Below are 19,377 nucleotides of genomic sequence, written 5' to 3'. Positions count from 1 at the left end.
TGTTACCCCGTCCCCCGCCGCGTCACATCGGCAGTGGCGTGATGTCGCACTCGATGCGCTGGTGCAGCCTGGCCGCGGTGTGCCACGGGTGGCTGTCCCCGAGTACCCGCGCAAGGCCTTCCACCGCCAGGGTGTTGAGCCGGTCCGCCTCCGCCGACTCGCCGAGGCCGCGCCGGTCCAGCGAGAGGTTGGCGGTGCAGGCGAGGGTCAGGGGGTGTTCGGCGCCCGCAGTCTCGGACAGCTTCGGAAGGACCGTGGCGTCGGCGTTCCTCGCCCGGGCGAAGTCCAGGCGGGCGTAGTGGTCGTTGGCCCGGCACATGGCCGCGGTCAGGGTGGCCACATGTGTTTCGCCCAGCGTGCTGCCCAGGTCCGCCAGGGCTCCGGTGTCCAGGCTCTCGGCCCCGTCGATGTCCCCCTGGGCCCGCATCGTCGCTGCCAGGTTCACCTTGGCGAACTGAGTGTACTGATGGCGTTCGCCGAGTACCTTCCGGTACGCGGCCAGCGTCTGCTCCCCGAGTTCCCTCGACCCCGCGAGGTCGCCGTTCAGCCGGCGCTCGACCATGGTGTGGATCGCGGCGCCGAGGGCGTCGGTGTTGTTGAGGCCGTAGCGGGTGGTGAAGCGTTCGAGTGTCTGCTCGGCCAGGGCGGCGCCGCCCTCGGTCACACCCGCCCGGCGGCGGCAGACGGCGAGGTTCAGCGCGGCCCGGATGGTGGAGGCGTTGGTCTCGCCGAAGTGGGTCACGTAGGTGAGGTAGTTCGACTCCTGGAGCGCACGGGCGCCGACGTAGTCACCTGCCTCCCGGATGTCGATGGCGAGTCCGCTGAGGGTGTTGAGGGTGAGTCCGCTCGCAGGGCCGTACAGGAGTTCGCGCTGCCGTGCCGTCTCCTCGTCGATCTCCCGCGCCGTGGCGAACCGGCCGTTCAGCCTCAGGGTGACGCAGTAGTCGTGCGCGGCGCTCAGCGTGGTGGGATCGTCCGGCCCGAACAGATCACTGGCGCGGGCATAGGCCTCCTCCGCCAGGTCGCTCGCCTGCCGGAACTCGCCCTGGTACCGCAGGGCGCCGGCCATCTGCCACATGGAGTCGATGAGCTCCTCGTCGGGGATCTGCGCGCCGCGCGAGATCGCCAGAGCCCGCTCGTTGTGCTCGACCGCCTCAGCGGGGCGCCCGAGTAGCCGCAGGTAGAAGCCGAGGAGTTTGGTGATCCTGATGACATGCAGGTCCTCGTCCCCGGACTGGGCGCGCCACGCGGCCCACGCCAGCCGGGCCTGGGCCGCACCCGACTCATGTGCCCCCCAGTAGTACAGGAACATGACCATGTCGTAGACGAGGTCCCGGACCCAGGCGTCGGAACTCTCCACGGCCTTGGAGGCGATCACGTGGGGCAGGATCGCCTGGTAGGCGGGCCACTGGTCCGGGGAGGCGGGGGCGCCGGGCTTGGCCGTGGTGAGCAGCAGGTGGGCCGCCCGTGTCATCCTGGCCCGCTCCTCGGGGTCCATCCTGGCCACGATGACGTTCTGCATGAGCCGGTGCATCTGCAGGGTGCCGCTTTTGTGGTCCAGCCGGACCAGGGACAGCTTGCTGAGGTCGCGGGTGGCGCGGGCGAGCAGCAGCGGGTCGCGCAGGACGGGGTCGAGTTCGGGGGTGATCTCGACGTTGCGGCCGCCCCGGAAGAGGCTGAGCGGGATGGGTTCCGGCGCCATGCAGGCGCAGATCTCCAGGAGTTGGCGTGCGGCGGGGTTGTCCTGCGAGAGGCGGCTCAGCGAGATGTCCCAGACCGCCGCGACCGGCAGCGGGTAGTCGGGGGACGGGTCGAGTTCGAGGATCTCGGGCCGCCGCTCCTCCAGCAGGCCGAGGTACTCGTCCACGGGCATCCCGGTCGCGGCGTGCCAGGCACCCGCCTGCTCGACGGCGAGCGGCAGGTCACCGAGCGCCGCGGCGAGGCGGTCGGCGTCGCCGGTGCTGAGGCCGCGGGCGCGGCGCTGCAGGAGCGCGATGCTCTCGTCGCGGTCGAAGACGTCGACGCTGAGGGGGGTAGCGACGCGTTCCCACTCGCGGTTGCGCGAGGTGACGATGATCTTCCCTGGGCCGCCGTTGGGGAAGTAGGAGCGTACGGCCTCGATGTTCTCCGCGTTGTCGAAGACCAGCAGCCAGTTGTCGAACGGCTTCCCGGTGCGCAGTGCCTCGCGGACGGCCGGGACGGCGGCGTTGGCCTGCGGGCCGACCTCCAGGCCGAGGCTGCGGGCCAGGTCGGCGAGAGCTCCGAGGATCAGGTTCTCCTGCTCCGCGGGGATCCACCAGATGACGTTGAACTCGCCGCTGTGGCGGTAGACGTACTCCACCGCGATCTGCGACTTACCGACCCCACCCATGCCGTGCAGCGCGTGCGGCAGGACGGCCGTGGTCTCGTCCTCCCGCAACTGCCTTTCCACCGCGGCCAGAAGGCTCTCCCGGCCGGTGAAGTTGGGGTTCTTCGGTGGGACGTTCCCCATGATCTTCGGCTGGCCGGTGCGGACGAAGCGTAGCTCCGGTGCTGTGACTTCCATGCTCTGGTCGGCCCTCCGGGCATCCTGGTCAACTTCTGCGGGTGTCGTGGACGACACGGATCCTCCTGGGGAGACGGCCGGATGCGACCGGAGAGCGGGGGCATTCTCATTCACGTCAAATGCCTCTTTATCATCTCCGGTCCCGGACGTCGCCGAACCCGCGCCGTGCAGCAGGACGGTGTTCAGACGTGCCGCCCTGGCCCGGTACGGCTGCCCGCCCAGGGCGCGCAGCACGGCGAGTTCGATGCGCAGCCAGGCCTGGCCGCCCGCCCGGTCCGGCAGGGCGGCGCGCGCCGGGTCGCGGAGCGCGGCGCGCAGCCGGATGCCCTGGGTGCGGCCGGCCCGTGATTCTGCCAGCAGCCCTACGGCACGGGCGAGTTGGGTGCGGTTACTGGTGGCCAGCAGCGCTTCGCGTACCCCGTCCGCGAAGTCCGGGCCTCCGTCGCCGTCACGCTCCCAGTCGATGAGTCCGCCCATCATGATCTCGGCGAGATGGTCGGGACCCGACTCGGGGAAGGCGCGGTCGCGCAGCTCCTGGATGACGTCGAAGCTCATCGGCGCCACGGCGAGCAGCACGGCCAGCTGCCGTGCGAGCGGGCTGGCCAGGGCGACGAACCTGCGTACGGCGTCCGCGGCCGCGCGGGGCCCGTCGATCCGGGGGGTGCGCAGCCCCGGCGTGGACACTCCCTTGGCCATCGCTCCGGCGAGTACGACCGGCAGCGCCCGCCGCACCCCGCGCTCACCGGTGACCAGATCGGCCCAGGCCCGGAACGAGCCGGGGCGCAGGCTGAGCACCGGCACGGCCACGGAACCGTCACCCGAACCGGTGAGCGCGCGGGCGCCCTCGGGTACCCCGTGCACGGAGTGGCAGAGGAAGTGCCGGTTGAGCGCGCCGAACCCGCCGGCGTCCAGCCGCGCCCGGAAGGGGTACACGGAGGACCGGTGGCGCAGGTACGGGGGCAGCAGGTGGACGAGCGCCGTGGGGCCGGCCGCCGAGAGCCTCCCCAGCAGTTCGTCGGCCCCTCGGTCCGCCCAGCCGGGCGCCAGCCCGTCGGTGACGACGAGGAACAACCGGGCCCCCCGGCCGTCGAGGAGCTCGGCGGGATGGGCGTGCCGATTGCCCGGCCAGCGCAGGACGGGGGCCGCGCCGCCGGGCAGGGCGACATCGACGGTCCGGACGTCCCGGAACGCACCGCTGCGCACCGCCTCGTCCGTCAACCGGCTGACGGTGTCCGCCCATACGGGCATGGTGGGTGCGCTGTCCACGAGGAGCATCAGGTCGAAGGCCCGCTCCTGGACCGGTTCGAGGTACGGGATCCACAGGCCGTCGCTCAGCCCGTGCTCGGCGGTGCGTTCCTCGTCGAGGCGGCGCTGATGGCGTGAGGGGACGCTCCGGCCCAGCCCGCGCAGCGCCCTGGCGAGGCGCAGCGGCGCGGTGCGCCGGGAGGGCCGCGGGGACGGCGGGAGCACGGCCTCCGGGCGGCCGGCCCTGGCCTCCTCGACGGCGCGCAGCACGAGGTCGCGCGGGTCCAGGGTGTCCGTGCTCCCCGCCGGCACGGTCTCCGGGGACCACGGCTCGGCACCGGGGGGCGGAAGGTCGGTGGGCGGCGGCTCCGGACCCTCCTCGGGTAACGCTCCCCCGGCGGGGTCGGTCTCACCGTGCGAGGTGCGGCCGGCCCGCCGCCACGCCGCCGCGAGCCAGACACCGTCCCCCAGGTCCCGCCAGCTCGTGCCGTCCGCCGGGCGACCGGTCGCCGCACGGGTCGACGCTGCCGTCGAGTCCGGGGCGCGTTCCCGTGGCAAGCCGTTCATCAGCGGCCTTTCGAGAGGTCGCGAAGGAGCATCTCAATGAGATTACGCCCCTCGCCGTCGGCCCGGAATCCGTGGGCCGTGGTGAGTTGCACGGCGTTCAGCAACTGGTCCACCGACTGGGTGCCGCCGCCGTCCAGGCGCCTGACGAAGTCGTCGACGATCTCCTCGACGCCTTCGGGGCGCTGCCGCAGATGACTGACGACGATCGACACGAGCTGTTCCCGGCCGGGCGGCCGCATCTCCAGGGGCAGGCAGCGGCGGCGGAAGGCGGCCGGGAACTCGCGCTCGCCGTTGCTGGTGATCACGACGACGGGGAACTCGGCGCACTCGACACGGCCCGACCCGATGACGGCCCGGCCGTGCGGGTCGTCGGTGAAGACCGACACGTCGCCCTCCCCGGCGCGGACCAGCTCGGGGATCTCGTAACTGCCGTTCTCCAGGACGTGGAGCAGGTCGTTGGGCAGGTCGATATCGCTCTTGTCCAGCTCGTCGACCAGCAGGACCCGGGGCCGCCGGTAGGCGAGCAGCGCCGTTCCCAGCGGGCCGAGGGTCAGGAAGTCCCCGAGGTCCGGAGCGTCGCCCCGGGCGTCGGTCCCGCTCTCCGCGCCCGCACGCCAGGCGGCGATGGCCTGCGCCCGTCCGATGGCGTCGTACTCGTAGAGGCCGCCGCGCAGCGTGGTGCGGCTCACGATGCTCCAGGGCAGGACCCGGCCGAGACCCAGTTCCAGGGCGATCAGATAGGCCAAGGTGGATTTCCCGACACCCGGGGGTCCGGTGATCAGCAGGGGGCGGCGCAGCAGGAGCGCGGCGTTGACCGCGTCGATCTCCTCGTCACGCAGCTGGGCGCCCCCCTGCACGGCGCCGAGCCGGCGCAGCGCCGACTGGGCGTCGTCGGGCGGGGGTTGCTGCTCGGGACCGCCGGAGAAGGTTCTCCACGGAGGCGGCGACGGAAGTTCCGGCGGCTCCCCGGCGGGCGGCCGGCCCGTCGCGTGGAACACCCTCCACGAGGGCGGCGCGACGGGGCGCGATGCCGAGTCCTGCTCGGTCATGCTGTCAACTCCTCACAGTCGACCAGGCGGTACGGATCGTCCCAGAAGAAGGCCATGTGCTTGCCGACGGAGAGACTGTCACGGCCCAGCCCTTCGGCTTCCTTCCGTAACTGACTTACCTTTGACGGGAGTTGCGACGGCGGATGGGCGAGCAGCAGGGTCAGCACCTCACCCGAGAGGTCGGGGCTGTCGGTTCTGCGGTCCCACGCCGCAAGGCCCACTCCTTGTTCGATGGCGATGATGAGCGCGTCCAGACCGCGGTCGGGCAGTGCGGGAACATCGAGTATGACCGCGGTCAGCCGCGGGTCGGCGGCGAGGTCGGCGCGCCATCGGTCCAGCCGCTCGCCCTGTTCGCCGTGCCAGCGGTGGGGCTCCGCCACGCCGATCTTCCTGAGCTGTGCCCAACGGGCCCGCCAGCGCCCGAGCTCCTCGGTGTCGCGGCTTCTCATGCGTTCGAGGCTCCGCAGGTGGACATGGTAGCGAAGTGCGAGGGGCAGCGGGACATGGCTCCGCGTACCCAGTTCGAGCCGGGCCATGTCGTGGTTCAGGTAGCGGAACGGCAGCACGAACTCGACTCGGACCGTGGGGTCGTGCTCCGTCTCCGAGACATCCGCCCAGCGTGACGCGCCCCGGCCGACGGCCCGCTCCACCGCAGCCGCCAGGGCGTCCAGGGTGGTGCGCTCCACGTCCCCGGCCATCGGTTCCCAGTATCCGGGCGCCGCGTTGACCCAATGACGTACGTAGATATCGGCCGATCCGTCGTCGGCGGGCTCCACCATCACGACCAGGCAGCGTGGCACCTCCGGGTCGCTCCTCGGGAGAGCGGCGAGCGCGCGCCTGCGGTCCTCGAGAGCCCGTACGAGCTCGGGGCCGGCGTCCAGGGCCCACTGGTCGGACCACTCCATGAGCGACTCGCGGAGGGCCGGCTGCTGATCGAGGGCCAGGATCTCGACCAGCACCAGGGCCGCGGGCAGTCCGTCGGCCTGGGCGCTGACCCCGCACAGGAAGTCGAAGCGCTGGGCCGGCGACTGCCCGTGGGGGACGTCCACCCCGAGTTCGTGGTTGAGAATCGTGTACAGACGGGATTCGTGTCCGCCGCGCACCTCGGCGAGCAACCGCCGGATCTCCTGGACCGCGGAGTCGTCGAATTCGGGGTCCGGCTCCCTCACCTCTTCACCGGGGAGGCCGCTGCCCACCAGGCGGGCCAGCCGGGCGGAGTCCTCCGGACCGGCGACGACACCGACGGCGAGGACCAGGGCCTCCAGACCCCGTTCGCGTTTCATCACGTCCATGACGAGTGCCAGCATGTCGACGCGCGGGGTCCTGCGCAGGTAGGTGATCTCCACTCCGAGGTGCCATCCCACGAGCGCCACCAGGTGGATGCACTGGTCGGGATCGCGCACGCACGGCAGCGCGCACAACTCGTTGACGAGTACCCCGATGAGGTACGCGTCGCCCTCGCCGGGCCCCTGAGATACGTGTGCTACCACCGACCATCCCCCAACGAGTCGGTTCCACCCTCGTGACCGATCGCGAAGTTATCACGCCGGATCTTCGGCAACCAGTTTCATTCCCAGGCCCACGGGCCTCCATACCGCCGCTGGGCCCCCGGTCCCCGTGCGTCACGCTGCGGGGTTTTCACCCCATCGGGTGGAAAACCCCGCGCGCACGTCAGGACGGAGCCGGGCCTGTGCTCGCCCGGACGGTCAACACCGGCTCCAGCAACTCCACCTCGTCCGTCCCCCGGCCCGCGAGCTTCGCCACCACCTGCTCCACCGCCCGGCGGCCCATCTCCTGGGCGGGGATGGCCACGGAGGTGAGCCGCACCGAGGCCTGGGTGGCCACCTGCTCGGGACAGACGGCCACCACGGACACGTCCTCCGGAACCGCACGCCCCTGCTGCTGCAGCAGGTTGAGCAGAGGCTCGACCGCGGCCTCGTTCTGCACGACGAACCCGGTGGTGCCCGGCCGTTCGTCGAAGATCCGGGCCAGGGTGCCGGCCATCGCCGCGTACCCGCCCTCGCATGGCCGGTGCAGGACCCGGACGCCCGCCTCCTGCGCCTTGGCGCGGATGCCGTCGACGGTTCGTTCGGCGAAGCCGGTGTGCCGTTCGTAGACGGCGGCGGCTTCGCCGATCACCGCGATCTCCCGGTGTCCGAGGCCCGCGAGATGGTCGACGCAGAGCGCGCCGGTCGCCTCGAAGTCGAGGTCCACGCAGGTCAGTCCGGTCCGGTCGGCGGGCAGACCGATCAGGACCGCCGTGCGCCCCGACTCACGCAGCAGGGGCAGCCGCTCGTCGTGCAGTTCGACGTCCATGAGGATCATCGCGTCGGCGAGGGAACTCCCGGCGATCCGCCGTACGGCCGCGGGACCCTCCTCGCCGGTGAGGAGCAGCACGTCGTAGCCGTGTGTTCGGGCGGTCGTGGCGACGGCGATGGCGATCTCCATCATCACCGGCACGTACATGTCGGTGCGCAGGGGCACCATCAGCGCGATGATGTTGGACCGGCTGCTGGCAAGGGCCCGCGCCCCCGCGTTGGGGTGGTAGCCGAGTTGCTGGATGCTGTGCTCCACCCGTTCCCGGGTGGGGGCGGAGATCGACCGCTTCCCGCTGAGGACGTAGCTCACCGTGCTCGCGGAGACTCCGGCGTGCTGGGCGACCTCGGCAAGCGTGACCATTCAGCTCTCCCTTACGGATGAGAGGAGGAGGGGGAAGGGTGGGTGAAGTGGTGAAGCGCTTCAACAGGGCCTGTTGCCCACACCCTTACACTCTGACATGCACAGACATCGTGAACCTTAGACTCGCCCGCAGGCACTGTCCAGAGTGGCACCGAGCATGCAGTCGAAGCGCTTCGACCGAGGTCGGGCCCGCCCTCGCACGGCGCTCCGGTCGCCCCCCGGGGCCGGTGGAGCGGGCTACGCCGGCGCTTCGCTGCCATGTCCTGATCCATTCCGTGGGGGAAGTGCGGGGTCCGGGCAGTGGTCGCCGCCGTCACGGCAAAGGTTGCCGGGGTGCCGGCCCGCGGAACCGCGTGTCCCGCGCGCGCAGCGCCGTGCGGGGCCCGGCCGAACGGAGCACCACGTCCAGGGCGCGGGCGGGCTCGGCGGCGTACACGTTGCTGAACCACGCCATGTTGGCCTCGACGACCGCCCACTGCTCGGCGTCCGGGCTGCTCGGCCGGCGCAGGACCCCGATGTCCACGACGACCCCACTGGGCAGGTCCTCCCCTGCCGCGTCCCACAACCGGCGGGCGAAGTCCCGGACGGCGGGCTCGTCGCGGTGCCCGCTCAGCGGGGCGGCGTCCAGCCGTCCGAAGGTCGCGTACTGCGAGCCGGTCCGTATCCGTCCATCGAGGAGGAAGAGCCGGAATTCCCTGACCCAGACGACCACTTCGCTGAGCTGGACCAGCGGATCACCGGAAGGAGCCGGGAGGGCACGGTCTTCGGGGAGGGCGCTGCCGTTCTGGTACACCGCCGCCGGGAAGCTCTTGTCGGTGGGAGGCTTCGCGAAGAACGGGCCGTCGGCGCGGCGTGCCACGGAGAGGGAGACGCTCCCGATGCGGCGCCCCGTGAACGTGTGGGGCAGGCCGTCCAGCCAGTCCGCGTCCGGCTCCAGCAGGGCTGTGCCGAGAGGGCCGACGACGCCGGACGCGAAGTGCGGGCCGCCGAAGTAGTGAGCGCCGCCCCTCTCGCGCAACCGGTCGGGGACGCCGCGGCGCGGCAGAACCACGACGTCCATGCCGCGCTCCCGCGCCGCTCCGGCCAGCAGCCCGGCCGTGGTGGAGCGGTGGGGGGCGAGAGCCAGGAGGGGGCGCATGGCACCCCAGCGTACGGGGCCGTTGCCCGCACGCCGGGGTGTGCACACGCGACTCTGCCGCAGCGACCGCCGCATGACCGCCTCAGCCGTGCAGGAGCACGGGGAACGCCTCCATGTCGTTCTGCGTCATCACCGGCAGCCTGCGGATCTCCTCGTCGGGTATCGCGAGCTTGAGGCCGGGGAAGCGGCCGAACAGCGCGGGCAGCGCGATGCCGGCCTCCACCCGTGACAGGGCGGCTCCGGGGCAGATGTGGGGGCCGTGGCCGAAGGTCATGTGCCGGATGGGCGCCGGCCGGGTGACGTCGAAGACGTCGGCGTCCTCGCCGTGCTGGGCGGTGTCCCTGCCGATGGCCCGGTAGGAGATCACGACGCCTTCCCCCTCGGCGATCACCTGATCCCCGACCTGCACGTCCTCGGTGGCGAAACGCATCAGCAGGTGGGTGGTGGGGGTGTCCCAGCGCAGCGTCTCCTCGACCACCGACTCCCACGGCACCTCGCCGTCCAGAACCTTCTTCAACTGGTCGGGGTGGGTCAGCAGCGCGCGGACGGCGTTGAGGACGAGCCCGATCGTGGTCTCGTGTCCGGCGGCCACCATGGCCTTGAGGTTGCCGACGACCTCCTCCTCGGTGAGCGGCTCCCCGCCCTCCTCGGCGAGGATCAGGGCGCTGGTGAGGTCGTCCGTGGGATGCGCGGTCTTCTCCCGTACGAGTGCGGTGTAGAAGACGTCCAGCTCCGCGAGCAGTGCCAGCCGTTCCTCCTGCGGGGTGAGCATGGAGAAGAACGCCTTGTACTTCCGGGTCAGCATGGGGTGCAGGGTCTGGTCCACGCCCATCAGCAGGCCCACCACGCGCATGGGCAGCGGCTGCGCGAAGACGGCCTTGAGGTCGACGACGCCGTCCGCACCCTGCTCGTCGAGCGCGTCCAGCAGTTCCTCGGTGAACTTCTCGATCTCCGGGCGGATCGCCTGCAGCCGGCGCGGGGTGAGCGCCTGGGAGGTCTTTGTACGCAGTCGCCGGTGTTCCTCCCCGTCCACGGTGAACATGGAGCGTCCCGCGTCGATCATGCCGATCAGCGGCCAGTCGTGGGTCACGTCACCGCTCCGCCAGAGCCCCCAGGCATCGAGGTCCTTCACCAGCCGGCTGTCGACGAGGAGGTGCCTGGCCTCGGCGTGCCGGGTGACGGCCCAGGCGGGCACTCCGAGGAGGTCGATGCGGGTGAGCGGCTCGGCCCGGCGGAGCTGTTCGGTCTCACCGTCGAGGTCCCGGACCATGGGGTCGATGACCACGGGGGCGGCATGCGGGCAGTTCACAGCAGGTCTCCTGTCGTTCGTACGGGGGCGAACCGGACGGGCAGCGCGTTCATCCCGCGCAGGAAGGCGGACGGCCGACGCACCAACTCAGCGACAGGAACGGACAGTTCGAGGTCCGGCAACCGGTCGAGCAGGACCTCGATTCCGGTACGGGCGATCGTCTCGGCGATCTCCTGGGCGGGGAAGGGGCAGCGATACTCGCCGTGGCTGAACGCCAGGTGCGCGCCGTTGCTCGCGTGACGGCCGGCCCCCAGGTCCTGGCGTACCAACGGGTCGGTGTTGGCCGCTCCCAGTCCCAGCAGGAGCATGTCCCCGGCCCGGATCGCGCGCCCGCCGAGCTGGGTGTCGCGGACCGCCCAGCGGCCGGCGAGGATCTGGGTCGGGCTCTCCTCCCAGAGCACTTCGTTCATGGCGTCACCGACGCTGCGCCGGCCGCCGGAGAGCGAGTCGGCGAACTCGTCCTCGGTGAGCATGAGCCGCAGGGAGTTGCTGATCCAGTCGGCGGTGGTGAGGTGCCCGGCGGCGGTGACGGCCATCAGGTCGAGGGCGTACTCCTCGTCCGTGAAGGGTTCCGGATCGGCGAGCATGTGCGAGGTGACGTCGTCCCCGGGCACGGCCCGCTTGGCGGCCACCAGTCGCCGCATGTGCTCGCCGAACCGCCCGTACGCCTCCTGCGCCCCCGGCCCCCCGTCGGCCAGGTCCTTCAGGACCCGGGCGATGTCGGCGCCTTCCTCGTCGGGGAAGCCCACGAGGCGGGCGAGGACGAGGACGGGCAGCGGCTCCGCGAAGTCCGCGACGAGGTCGGCCGTGCCCCGGCTGCACATGTCGTCGACGAGCCGGTCGGCGAGCTGCTCGCAGTGGCCCCGGATCTCGAAGGGGTCCGCGCCCTCGAGGGCGGGCACCACCATGCGGGAGTGGCGCCGGTGCTCGGCGCCCGCGGTGAAGTAGATGGACGGCATGGGCCGTCCGACCATGGGGAGCAGCGGCCAGTCCTCCGGGATGTGCTCCCACTGGTTCCACAGCCCGACGTCCCTCGGGAACAACTCGCCGTCGCTGGTGACCTGGTGGAGTTCCCGGTAGCCGACGACGAGCCAGGCGGGGAAGCCGCCGGGGAGCTCGACGGGGACCACGGGCCCGTAGGTGTGGCGCATGGTGCGGTACAGGGCCTGCGGCGCGGTGTGGAACTCCGGCCCGCTGAGCGGCACGGGGCGGGTCGCGAGGTGCGCGGGGCAGCCACCACCGGGCGCGGGCACGGGCGCGGCGGGTAAGGAGGGGGTCGGCATCGTGCGGGCTCCAGGAAGACGGCTTCGCGCGTTGCGGCCATACGATCAACGCGTCTCAACTATAGGGAGGTTGGGTGAAGCTTTGGGGAAGGATCACCGTTCCGTTACCCGCCCGGAGATCCGCGCCCCGTCCGGGTACACGGCCGCGCGGATGGTGGCGGCGGCTGCCGCACGGGATGGCTGGAGCGGCCCCGCCGACGAACCCGGCTCAGCGCTCCGGCCGCGACCAGGCTTCGGGCATACGGAGTGGTCGGGGGACCCCGTACACGCAGGAGGACGACATGCGGCGCCGCCCGGCCTTTCCGGCCGGGCGGCGCCGCATCGGGTCGTGGCTACGGAGCCTCCCCGGCGACCTTGGTGAGTACCGCCCGGCGCAGGCCGGCGGGGTCCACCGCCAGGGCTGCCAGCACCTCCAGGCCCCGCCCCTCTCCCGCTGCCAGTAGGCCCAGCAGGATGTGTTCGGTTCCGAACTTCTCGTGGCCCAGCGCGCGTGCCTCGTGCAAGGTGTGTTCGAGGGCCTTCTTGGCGTGCGGCGTGTAGGCGGGCCTCGGGTACTGGAAGGCGCCGGGGCCGAAGGCGTCGTCGGCGCGGCGCTGGATCTCCTCGACGTCGATGCCGATGGTAGACAGGGCGTCCTTCGCGTGCTGTCCACCGGTCGCGACGATCCCGGCGGCCTCCAGGATCCGTACGGTCTCCTCCCGGGCCCGCGTCAGCTCGACCCCCTGCTCGCGCAGCACATCTGCGGCGGCGCTCCCGCCGGTGCCGATCAGTCCGAGCAGGATGTGCTCCGTACCGATGAAGTCATGTCCGAGGGCGATCGCCTCGTCCTGGGACTGCACCACGGCCTGCCTGGCGCGGTCGGTGAAGAACTCGAACACCTCTACTCCTCCGTCTTTCCTGTGGCTTTGCGCCTGCTCGCATGCTTCTCGTGCACCGACTGCCTGCTGACGTTCAGCGAGGTGGCGATGCTCTGCCACGACCAGCCCTGGTCGCGTGCGTTGTCGACGTGCATCCGCTCGAGTTCTTCCAGGAGTCGGCGCAGGGCGACGACGGCCTGGAGCCCGACAGCGGGGTCCTTGGCGGTGACTTGTCCGGCCAGCGAGGCCGGTGTGTCCTCAGCTCCCATGCATGTCAGGATGCCCTGACACAGTGACGCCTGTCAAGGAATCCTGACACGTCGTACCCCTGGTGCGGTCCCGGACCGGCAGCGGGCCGAACGCGGGGGCGCGCATGCGGATCCCGGTCGCGGGCGGTCCCGTTGCCGCTGGACGGCGGGCAAGGACAGCGGTGGGGCGCGCGGAACCTGTCAGCCGCAGCCCCCAGGGCGGGGCACAGTCCCGCCCGCCCACCCGGCACCGAGAGGGGCGCTCTCCCCCTCTCACCTGATGGCGCGTCAGGCCCACATGAACGCCGTGCCCTGCCCGTCAGCGGCGCGCCGCTGAAGTCCGACGGGGCGGAGGCCACCGCGGAGAAGGGGCGACCGTCCCGTCGGGCGGGGCGTCGTCCCAGGCACCTCAACGCAGCGGCCGGGACGGCCGATCGTCAGCTCCATGGAGCTGCGGACGTCCTCGGACAGCGAGGGAGTAGGGCGGGTCCGGCTCAGGCACCGCGTCCCAGGTTCCGCGTGTGGGTCGACGTCTCGGCTGCCTCCGCGTTCACTGCGGCGTTGTGATGAGCACGGAGTTCGACACGACGGGAGGGGGCGAGGGCAGCAGAACGTAGCCCGTCCGGGGGTCTGTCGTCTTTTTCACCGACTGGTACGTGTCGCTGTTCATCAGCAGTACGGAAACACTCCGCTCGGATCCTGGTGGCGTCGTACGGAGAACGGCGTCGTAGGTGTAGGTGCCCGGGCCGCTGCTCAGGTCGTCCCGCAGCGTGTACCGCGTGTGTGGGGCGGCGGCGGGACCGGTGACCTTCCGCACCACCCAGACGAGATGGTCACCGGGCGCGAGGACACAGGACACCGTGGCGACCACGGTCGCTGCCGAACGGTTCGGCCTCCCCTCCAGGCGGAGCATGACGTCCTTGCTCGAACGGCCGCAGTGGGACGGGGAACCGGTGGACGGACCCGCCGTGGTGGGCGGCGAGTCGGAGGCATGGGGCCGGGACGGCTTCGAGTCCCCGAATTGTTCCAGCAATTCTTTCCACACGCCCAGGAACTGCCCCACCACGCCTGCTACGAGCGCCAGGAGGGTGAGCGTGGCGGTCGCCGTCGTCGTCCACCGGCCGACCGCCCCGTCGACGTCACGTGCCGGCACACGTCGCCGAGGAGGGCGGACTCGGTTTCTGCCGGAGACCGGGGTCCTCTGTCGCCTGGCCATACTGGTGGCTTCCCTGCCCGGAACGGCTTCAATCCACCCGCCGGCCCCGCCCCGGGACCGGACCGGCGACCGGACCCCGTGGGACACGTCCGGAGATGAGGCGGGGTGCGTTCGGTCTCGCGGGCGGTCGAGGCCCGGCGCGGCAGCCCGGTCGGCGGATGTGTCGGCACTCCTGTGCCTGCCGAGAGCCCCCCGTGCCTCCGCGAGCCGCCGTTTTGTAGGGTTCGTGTCCTGGGCATCGCCTCGAGTTCGCCCTGGTGCCTCGCGCCCCACACCTGGGGACCGCGGACCGTGCTCAACGGTGCGGCTTCCCTACCCTTACCCCTTTCAGGAGCAGCGTGTTGAACCGACGTGCTCGCGTGGCGCTCGTGCCGGTGCTGGTCGGGCTGCTGGGCGGATGCGGTTCGGTTCCGGCCGAACCGCGCTCTGCCTCGGCCCGCGAAGCACCGTTCTGGCAGGCGGAGTTCGACGGAGCGGCGGGCGTCCGACCCTCGGAGAGGTTCTGGAACACCGAGACGGGCAACCGGGATGCCGAGGGATGGGGCAACAACGAGCTCCAGTACTACACGGACGAGGCGGCCAACTCCGCACTCGACGGTGCGGGGCACTTGGTGATCTCCGCCCGTCCGGCCCCCGACGGTTCTGAACTGCCGTGCTTCACGCAGGCTTTCTGTCCCTGGACGTCGGCCCGGCTGACGACCGAGGGAAAGGTGGCGCTCACCCATGGGCGCGTGGAGGTCCGCGCGAAGATGCCCACCGGCACCGGACTACTGCCCGCGATCTGGATGCTGGGCGACAACGGGGTCGAATGGCCCGGACAGGGGGAGATCGACATCTGCGAGGTGGTCGGCGAAGAACCGCGGACGGTCTACGGCACCGCGCACGGGCCGACCTACTTCAACGAGAACGGCCTTGGTGGCACCACCGACCTCCCGGCCGACGCGTCACAGGCGTTTCACACCTACGCCGTCGACAAGCAGCCACGCCGTATCACCTGGTCAGTCGACGGAGAGCCGTACTTCACCTTGACGCCTTCGGAGCTGCCCGCACCGAGCGACTGGGTCTTCGAGCAGGACATGCACCTGCTGCTCAACGTCGCCGTCGGAGGCGACTGGCCCGGCCCTCCCGACGCCTCGACGCCGTCCCCCGCGTCGATGACGGTCGACTATGTGCGCCTCTACGGCGAAGGCCGCGCGTGATCTCCACCTGCGTCGCGACACCCTCGCCCTCCGATCCCGCCACGAGGCGGAAGTCTCCTGAGGCTCTGCGCGCGGTGGACCCCCAGGACGAGCCCCACGACCTGAGCCGCGGGTCCGCTGTCGGCGCGACGACGCGCAGGGGCCACGCGGCGACCCACCACCGCGCGGCCCCTGCGACACGTACGGCTGTTACTTCACGTTGACCGCCGTCCAGGTGGCCGCGACCGCCTTGTACTCGGCGCTGCCCGCGCCGTAGAGGTCCGTCGCCGCCTGGAGGGTGGCGGTGCGGGCTCCGGCGTAGCTGGTGGAGGATGTCATGTAGGTGGAAAGGGCCTTGTACCAGATCTTGTACGCCTTGACGTTGCCGATGCCGGTGACGGCGGCACCGTCGTAGGTGGGCGAGTTGTAGCTGACCCCGTTGACGCTCTTGGCGCCGCTGCCCTCGGAGAGCAGGTAGAAGAAGTGGTTCGCCGGACCCGAGGAGTAGTGGACGTCGAGGTTGGCGAGGCTCTTGGACCAGTAGTCGGCGGAGCTGCCGTCCTTGCTGGGCTTGTCCATGTAACGGAGTGGCGCGCCGTTGCCGTTGATGTCGATCTTCTCGCCGATGAGGTAGTCGCCGACGTCCGAGGAGTTGTTGGCGTAGAACTCGACCGAGGTGCCGAAGATGTCCGAGGTGGCTTCGTTGAGGCCGCCCGACTCCCGGCTGTAGCGCAGGTTGGCGGTGGAGGCCGTCAGGCCGTGGGACATCTCGTGGGCGGCCACGTCGATCGAGGTGAGCGGCTTGACGTTGTTCGCGCCGTCCCCGTAGGTCATGCAGAAGCAGGTGTCGGACCAGAAGGCGTTGACGTACGCGTTGCCGTAGTGGACGCGCGAGTACGCGCCGACGCCGTCGCCGCGGATGCCGTTGCGGCCGAGCTCGTTCTTGTAGAAGTCCCAGGTGAGCGCGGCGCCGTAGTGGGCGTCGGCGGCCGCCGACGCGCGGTTGCCCGAGGTGCCGTCGCCCCAGATGTCGGTGCTGTTGGTGAAGAGCGTGCCGGTGCCGGAGGTGGCGCCGTTGAGGTCGTACGTCTTGTGGCCGCCGCGGCTGGCGTCCGTCAGCGTGAAGGAGCCGGTACCGCTGGTGCCGAGGGTGACCTGACCGCTGTACATGGCGTTGCCGGTGCCGGTTTCGATGGCCTCGTAGGAGTAGAGCTGCTTACCGGTGGCCGCGTCGGTGATGACGTGCAGCTCGCTCGGCGTGCCGTCGGCCTGGGCGCCGGTGACGACGGTCTCCCAGGCGAGGGTGGGCTTGCCGGTCGCGGCCCAGATCACCTTGCGGGCCGAGGAGGCCGCCGGGGCCTTGGCCTGCGAGGCGGCGACGGCCGACCGGTTGGCGGTGGTGGCGGCGACGGCAGGGGTCGTGGTCGGCACGGATATCCGCGCGTCGGTCGCCTTGGTGGTGGAGCGGGCGCCGTTGTTCCTCTTCTGGTGCACGACGAGGTCGCCGCCGAGGACCGGAAGGCCCTTGTAGTTGCGCTCGTAGCGGGTGTGGACCGTGCCGTCGGCGTCCTTGACGACGTCCCGGACGACCAGCTCCTCCTGGCTGGACAGGCCGATGGCCTCGGCAGTGCCGGCAGCGGCGGCCTGGGCCTCCTGGACGGCGGCGGCGCGCTGGCTGCCGGTGAACGCGACGGCGGTGGCCCCAGCCTCGCGCTGCGCGTCGGCGTTGGCCGATCCGGTCTGGACTCCGACGACGACCACGGCCGCCGAGGCGATCAGGGCGGCGGCACGGAGCGGGGTACGGCGCTGCGAGGACTGCTTGCGTGACACGCGGGCTCCTTGGCTGGAACAGGGGGATTGTGGAGGGAGGTGGTGCGGCTGAGAGCGTGCCAGCGAACAAGCCGTTTTGACAGTCCTGCAACAAGAATTTGACCATGAGTTGTCCGAAGGGCGGTCAACTCCATCCGCTATGCGACGAGCTGACCGCCCTTCGGGCAACTGGCCGGAGATGCGAGTCTTCTCTTGATCCAGACGTCTCACCGCGCCCGTACGGGGTACACGGGCAGCATGGCTCTCGTGAAGCGTGTTGCTCTTGCTCCCCGTGCGGTACGGCAGTTGAGGCGCGTCCGCTCGGTGTACGCGGCGGGGATGCTGCTGTCCGCCCTCGCCCTGCTCTCCTTCGACGAGTCGGCGGCCGGTGGCCGGCAGACGGTCATCGCGGGCGTCTTCCTCGTGGTGTTCGCCGCGCTCCTCACGCTGACGGCGGTCCAGCTGTGGCGGCACGGGCGGGCCGAGCACTGCAGTACGGCGCGGAAGCTGACTCCGCTCACCTGACAAGACGGCACACGCCGCCCGGAGTGGCAGCGTGTCGGCCGAGCGGCAGGATGCGGCGGCGGGGTCCGAACCCAGAGGTGGGGCAACCGGTTCGCCTCCGCGCGCGCGGAGAGCACCACGAGCCCACCGCCTGCCCGGCCGTGACGCGCGGTTCACCTCCGCTCGCGCGGAGAGCACACGCGGTTCGACCACAGGACCTCGGTCCGGGCCGGTTCACCTCCGCTCGCGCGGAGAGCACAAGACGGTCGCCCGCGCGGGCCTGCCCGGATACGGTTCACCTCCGCTCGCGCGGAGAGCACTGGGCGGAGTCCCTGGACGGCCCATGGACTGACGGTTCACCTCCGCTCGCGCGGAGAGCACAATCCGCCGGCCGCCGCGCCCGCGTTCGTGAACGGTTCACCTCCGCTCGCGCGGAGAGCACCAGAAACCGAACAATCTGCAAGCGCCATTCCGCGGTTCACCTCCGCTCGCGCGGAGAGCACGACCAGTTCCTCGTCGAGCAGGCCGTGCTCACCGGTTCACCTCCGCTCGCGCCGAGAGCACGAGGGTCCAGGGGGACTGCATGTGGAGTCGGGCGGTTCACCTCCGCTCGCGCGGAGAGCACCGAACACCCCCACCCCGCTCACCGTGACGGGCCGGTTCACCTCCGCTCGCGCGGAGAGCACTCGCGGTAGACCCAGCACGGCCCGCCCGACCGCGGTTCACCTCCGCTCGCGCGGAGAGCACCGCGGGGGCTGCGGGAGTGCCGGGACCCGGGACGGTTCACCTCCGCTCGCGCGGAGAGCACGGCACCATGAGCGCAATCACCATCGTTGGGAACGGTTCACCTCCGCTCGCGCGGAGAGCACGACTGAAGGCCCCGGGATTCCCGCCCCGGGGCCGGTTCACCTCCGCTCGCGCGGAGAGCACCGGTCGGGGTGCCAGGCGTATCCGGCGGCGTGCGGTTCACCTCCGCTCGCGCGGAGAGCACGCGCCCCCGCCGGTGGACCCTGATCGCGTCGCCGGTTCACCTCCGCTCGCGCGGAGAGCACTCGCCCCCGTTGAACGTCACGGCGGACACGGTCGGTTCACCTCCGCTCGCGCGGAGAGCACCCGGCGAGGCCGAGCCACGGGGGGAGGTGGGGCGGTTCACCTCCGCTCGCGCGGAGAGCACCATGGGGAGCGCCCCTTGCAGGTAGGGGACGGCGGTTCACCTCCGCTCGCGCGGAGAGCACGAAGAGGCTGACGGTCATGCCTTCGCCTCCGTCGGTTCACCTCCGCTCGCGCGGAGAGCACCAGCTCTCAGCCTCGACTGGGCTGATCGCCTCCGGTTCACCTCCGCTCGCGCGGAGAGCACTTGGCGATGCGAGAGACCCCGGCGGAGCCCTCCGGTTCACCTCCGCTCGCGCGGAGAGCACCGCGGCTCCTGACCTAGGCTCAGACAGTTCCACGGTTCACCTCCGCTCGCGCGGAGAGCACGGCCGGTGTCGCTCACGTCACCGACCGCGGGGCGGTTCACCTCCGCTCGCGCGGAGAGCACCGCATGAACAAAGGCGAGAACCCGGGCCCGAGCGGTTCACCTCCGCTCGCGCGGAGAGCACTTCGTCGGCGTTGATCCGGACGAGGTCGGGGCCGGTTCACCTCCGCTCGCGCGGAGAGCACAACATTCCGAGGGCACCGCCGATCAGAAGAGACGGTTCACCTCCGCTCGCGCGGAGAGCACCCTTCGCGACCTGGCACTATCTGAGCG

13 protein-coding genes, 1 pseudogene and 1 CRISPR repeat array are annotated in these 19,377 nt (G+C 71.2%); of the genes and pseudogenes, 2 read left to right on the top strand and 12 right to left on the bottom strand.

What is annotated here, in order from left to right:
* Positions 1-22 precede the first annotated feature (22 nt).
* The 11 genes and pseudogenes from fxsT to ACH4VO_RS22750 all read right to left on the bottom strand — a co-directional run bounded on the left by fxsT (position 23) and on the right by ACH4VO_RS22750 (position 14,073).
* On the bottom strand, positions 23-4,357 hold the full coding sequence (gene fxsT, locus ACH4VO_RS22800) for an FxSxx-COOH system tetratricopeptide repeat protein (RefSeq protein ID WP_360995301.1): 4,335 nt from the start codon (positions 4,355-4,357) through the stop codon (positions 23-25).
* A complete protein-coding gene (locus tag ACH4VO_RS22795) occupies positions 4,357-5,406 on the bottom strand; it encodes a MoxR family ATPase (protein WP_360995305.1) in 1,050 nt (349 codons plus the stop codon). The genes fxsT and ACH4VO_RS22795 overlap by 1 nt, the downstream gene beginning before the upstream one ends.
* Positions 5,403-6,896: a hypothetical protein gene (locus ACH4VO_RS22790; RefSeq protein ID WP_360995308.1), complete on the bottom strand. Its 1,494-nt coding sequence runs from the start codon at positions 6,894-6,896 to the stop codon at positions 5,403-5,405. The genes ACH4VO_RS22795 and ACH4VO_RS22790 overlap by 4 nt, the downstream gene beginning before the upstream one ends.
* 181 nt (positions 6,897-7,077) lie before the next feature.
* The gene (locus ACH4VO_RS22785) at positions 7,078-8,085 is read right to left on the bottom strand and encodes a LacI family DNA-binding transcriptional regulator (protein WP_360995311.1); all 1,008 of its coding nucleotides are present in this window, start codon (positions 8,083-8,085) and stop codon (positions 7,078-7,080) included.
* A gap of 313 nt (positions 8,086-8,398) precedes the next feature.
* Positions 8,399-9,223, bottom strand: coding sequence for an ATP-grasp domain-containing protein (locus tag ACH4VO_RS22780; protein ID WP_360995314.1), 825 nt, complete (start codon positions 9,221-9,223; stop codon positions 8,399-8,401).
* An 82-nt stretch (positions 9,224-9,305) separates the two neighbouring features.
* Complete coding sequence (locus ACH4VO_RS22775; protein ID WP_398441254.1) at positions 9,306-10,532, bottom strand: cytochrome P450; 1,227 nt, start codon at positions 10,530-10,532, stop codon at positions 9,306-9,308.
* A complete protein-coding gene (locus ACH4VO_RS22770) occupies positions 10,529-11,815 on the bottom strand; it encodes a cytochrome P450 (protein ID WP_360995317.1) in 1,287 nt (428 codons plus the stop codon). The genes ACH4VO_RS22775 and ACH4VO_RS22770 overlap by 4 nt, the downstream gene beginning before the upstream one ends.
* Before the next feature lie 332 nt (positions 11,816-12,147).
* Positions 12,148-12,318 carry a Clp protease N-terminal domain-containing protein gene (locus ACH4VO_RS22765; RefSeq protein WP_360995430.1) on the bottom strand — a complete coding sequence of 57 codons (171 nt, stop codon included), beginning with the start codon at positions 12,316-12,318 and terminating at the stop codon, positions 12,148-12,150.
* Positions 12,319-12,504: 186 nt separating this feature from the next.
* Positions 12,505-12,693, bottom strand: a pseudogene (locus ACH4VO_RS22760) (Clp protease N-terminal domain-containing protein); the annotation flags it as partial.
* 2 nt (positions 12,694-12,695) lie between these two features.
* Positions 12,696-12,941, bottom strand: coding sequence for a hypothetical protein (locus ACH4VO_RS22755; protein WP_360995320.1), 246 nt, complete (start codon positions 12,939-12,941; stop codon positions 12,696-12,698).
* 529 nt (positions 12,942-13,470) lie between these two features.
* Positions 13,471-14,073, bottom strand: a complete 603-nt coding sequence (locus ACH4VO_RS22750) for a hypothetical protein (protein WP_360995323.1) — start codon at positions 14,071-14,073, stop codon at positions 13,471-13,473.
* Positions 14,074-14,477: 404 nt separating this feature from the next.
* Here ACH4VO_RS22750 and ACH4VO_RS22745 point away from each other — a divergent pair, with 404 nt between their 5' ends.
* On the top strand, positions 14,478-15,335 hold the full coding sequence (locus ACH4VO_RS22745) for a family 16 glycosylhydrolase (RefSeq protein WP_398441249.1): 858 nt from the start codon (positions 14,478-14,480) through the stop codon (positions 15,333-15,335).
* 189 nt (positions 15,336-15,524) lie between these two features.
* Here the strand turns inward: ACH4VO_RS22745 and ACH4VO_RS22740 are convergent, their stop codons facing one another.
* Positions 15,525-17,144 carry a M4 family metallopeptidase gene (locus ACH4VO_RS22740; RefSeq protein ID WP_360995329.1) on the bottom strand — a complete coding sequence of 540 codons (1,620 nt, stop codon included), beginning with the start codon at positions 17,142-17,144 and terminating at the stop codon, positions 15,525-15,527.
* 237 nt (positions 17,145-17,381) lie between these two features.
* Between ACH4VO_RS22740 and ACH4VO_RS22735 the strand changes: the two genes are divergently transcribed.
* Positions 17,382-17,648, top strand: a complete 267-nt coding sequence (locus tag ACH4VO_RS22735) for a hypothetical protein (RefSeq protein WP_360995332.1) — start codon at positions 17,382-17,384, stop codon at positions 17,646-17,648.
* A gap of 87 nt (positions 17,649-17,735) precedes the next feature.
* Positions 17,736-19,350: a CRISPR direct-repeat array (repeat unit 29 nt; unit sequence CGGTTCACCTCCGCTCGCGCGGAGAGCAC).
* Positions 19,351-19,377: the final 27 nt, after the last annotated feature.

It is taken from the genome of Streptomyces sp. NPDC020780, from assembly GCF_044334475.1.
GTDB lineage: Bacteria > Actinomycetota > Actinomycetes > Streptomycetales > Streptomycetaceae > Streptomyces.
The sequence above is the reverse complement of the archived record's forward strand: the minus strand, read 5'-3'. Positions and strand labels throughout refer to the sequence as shown.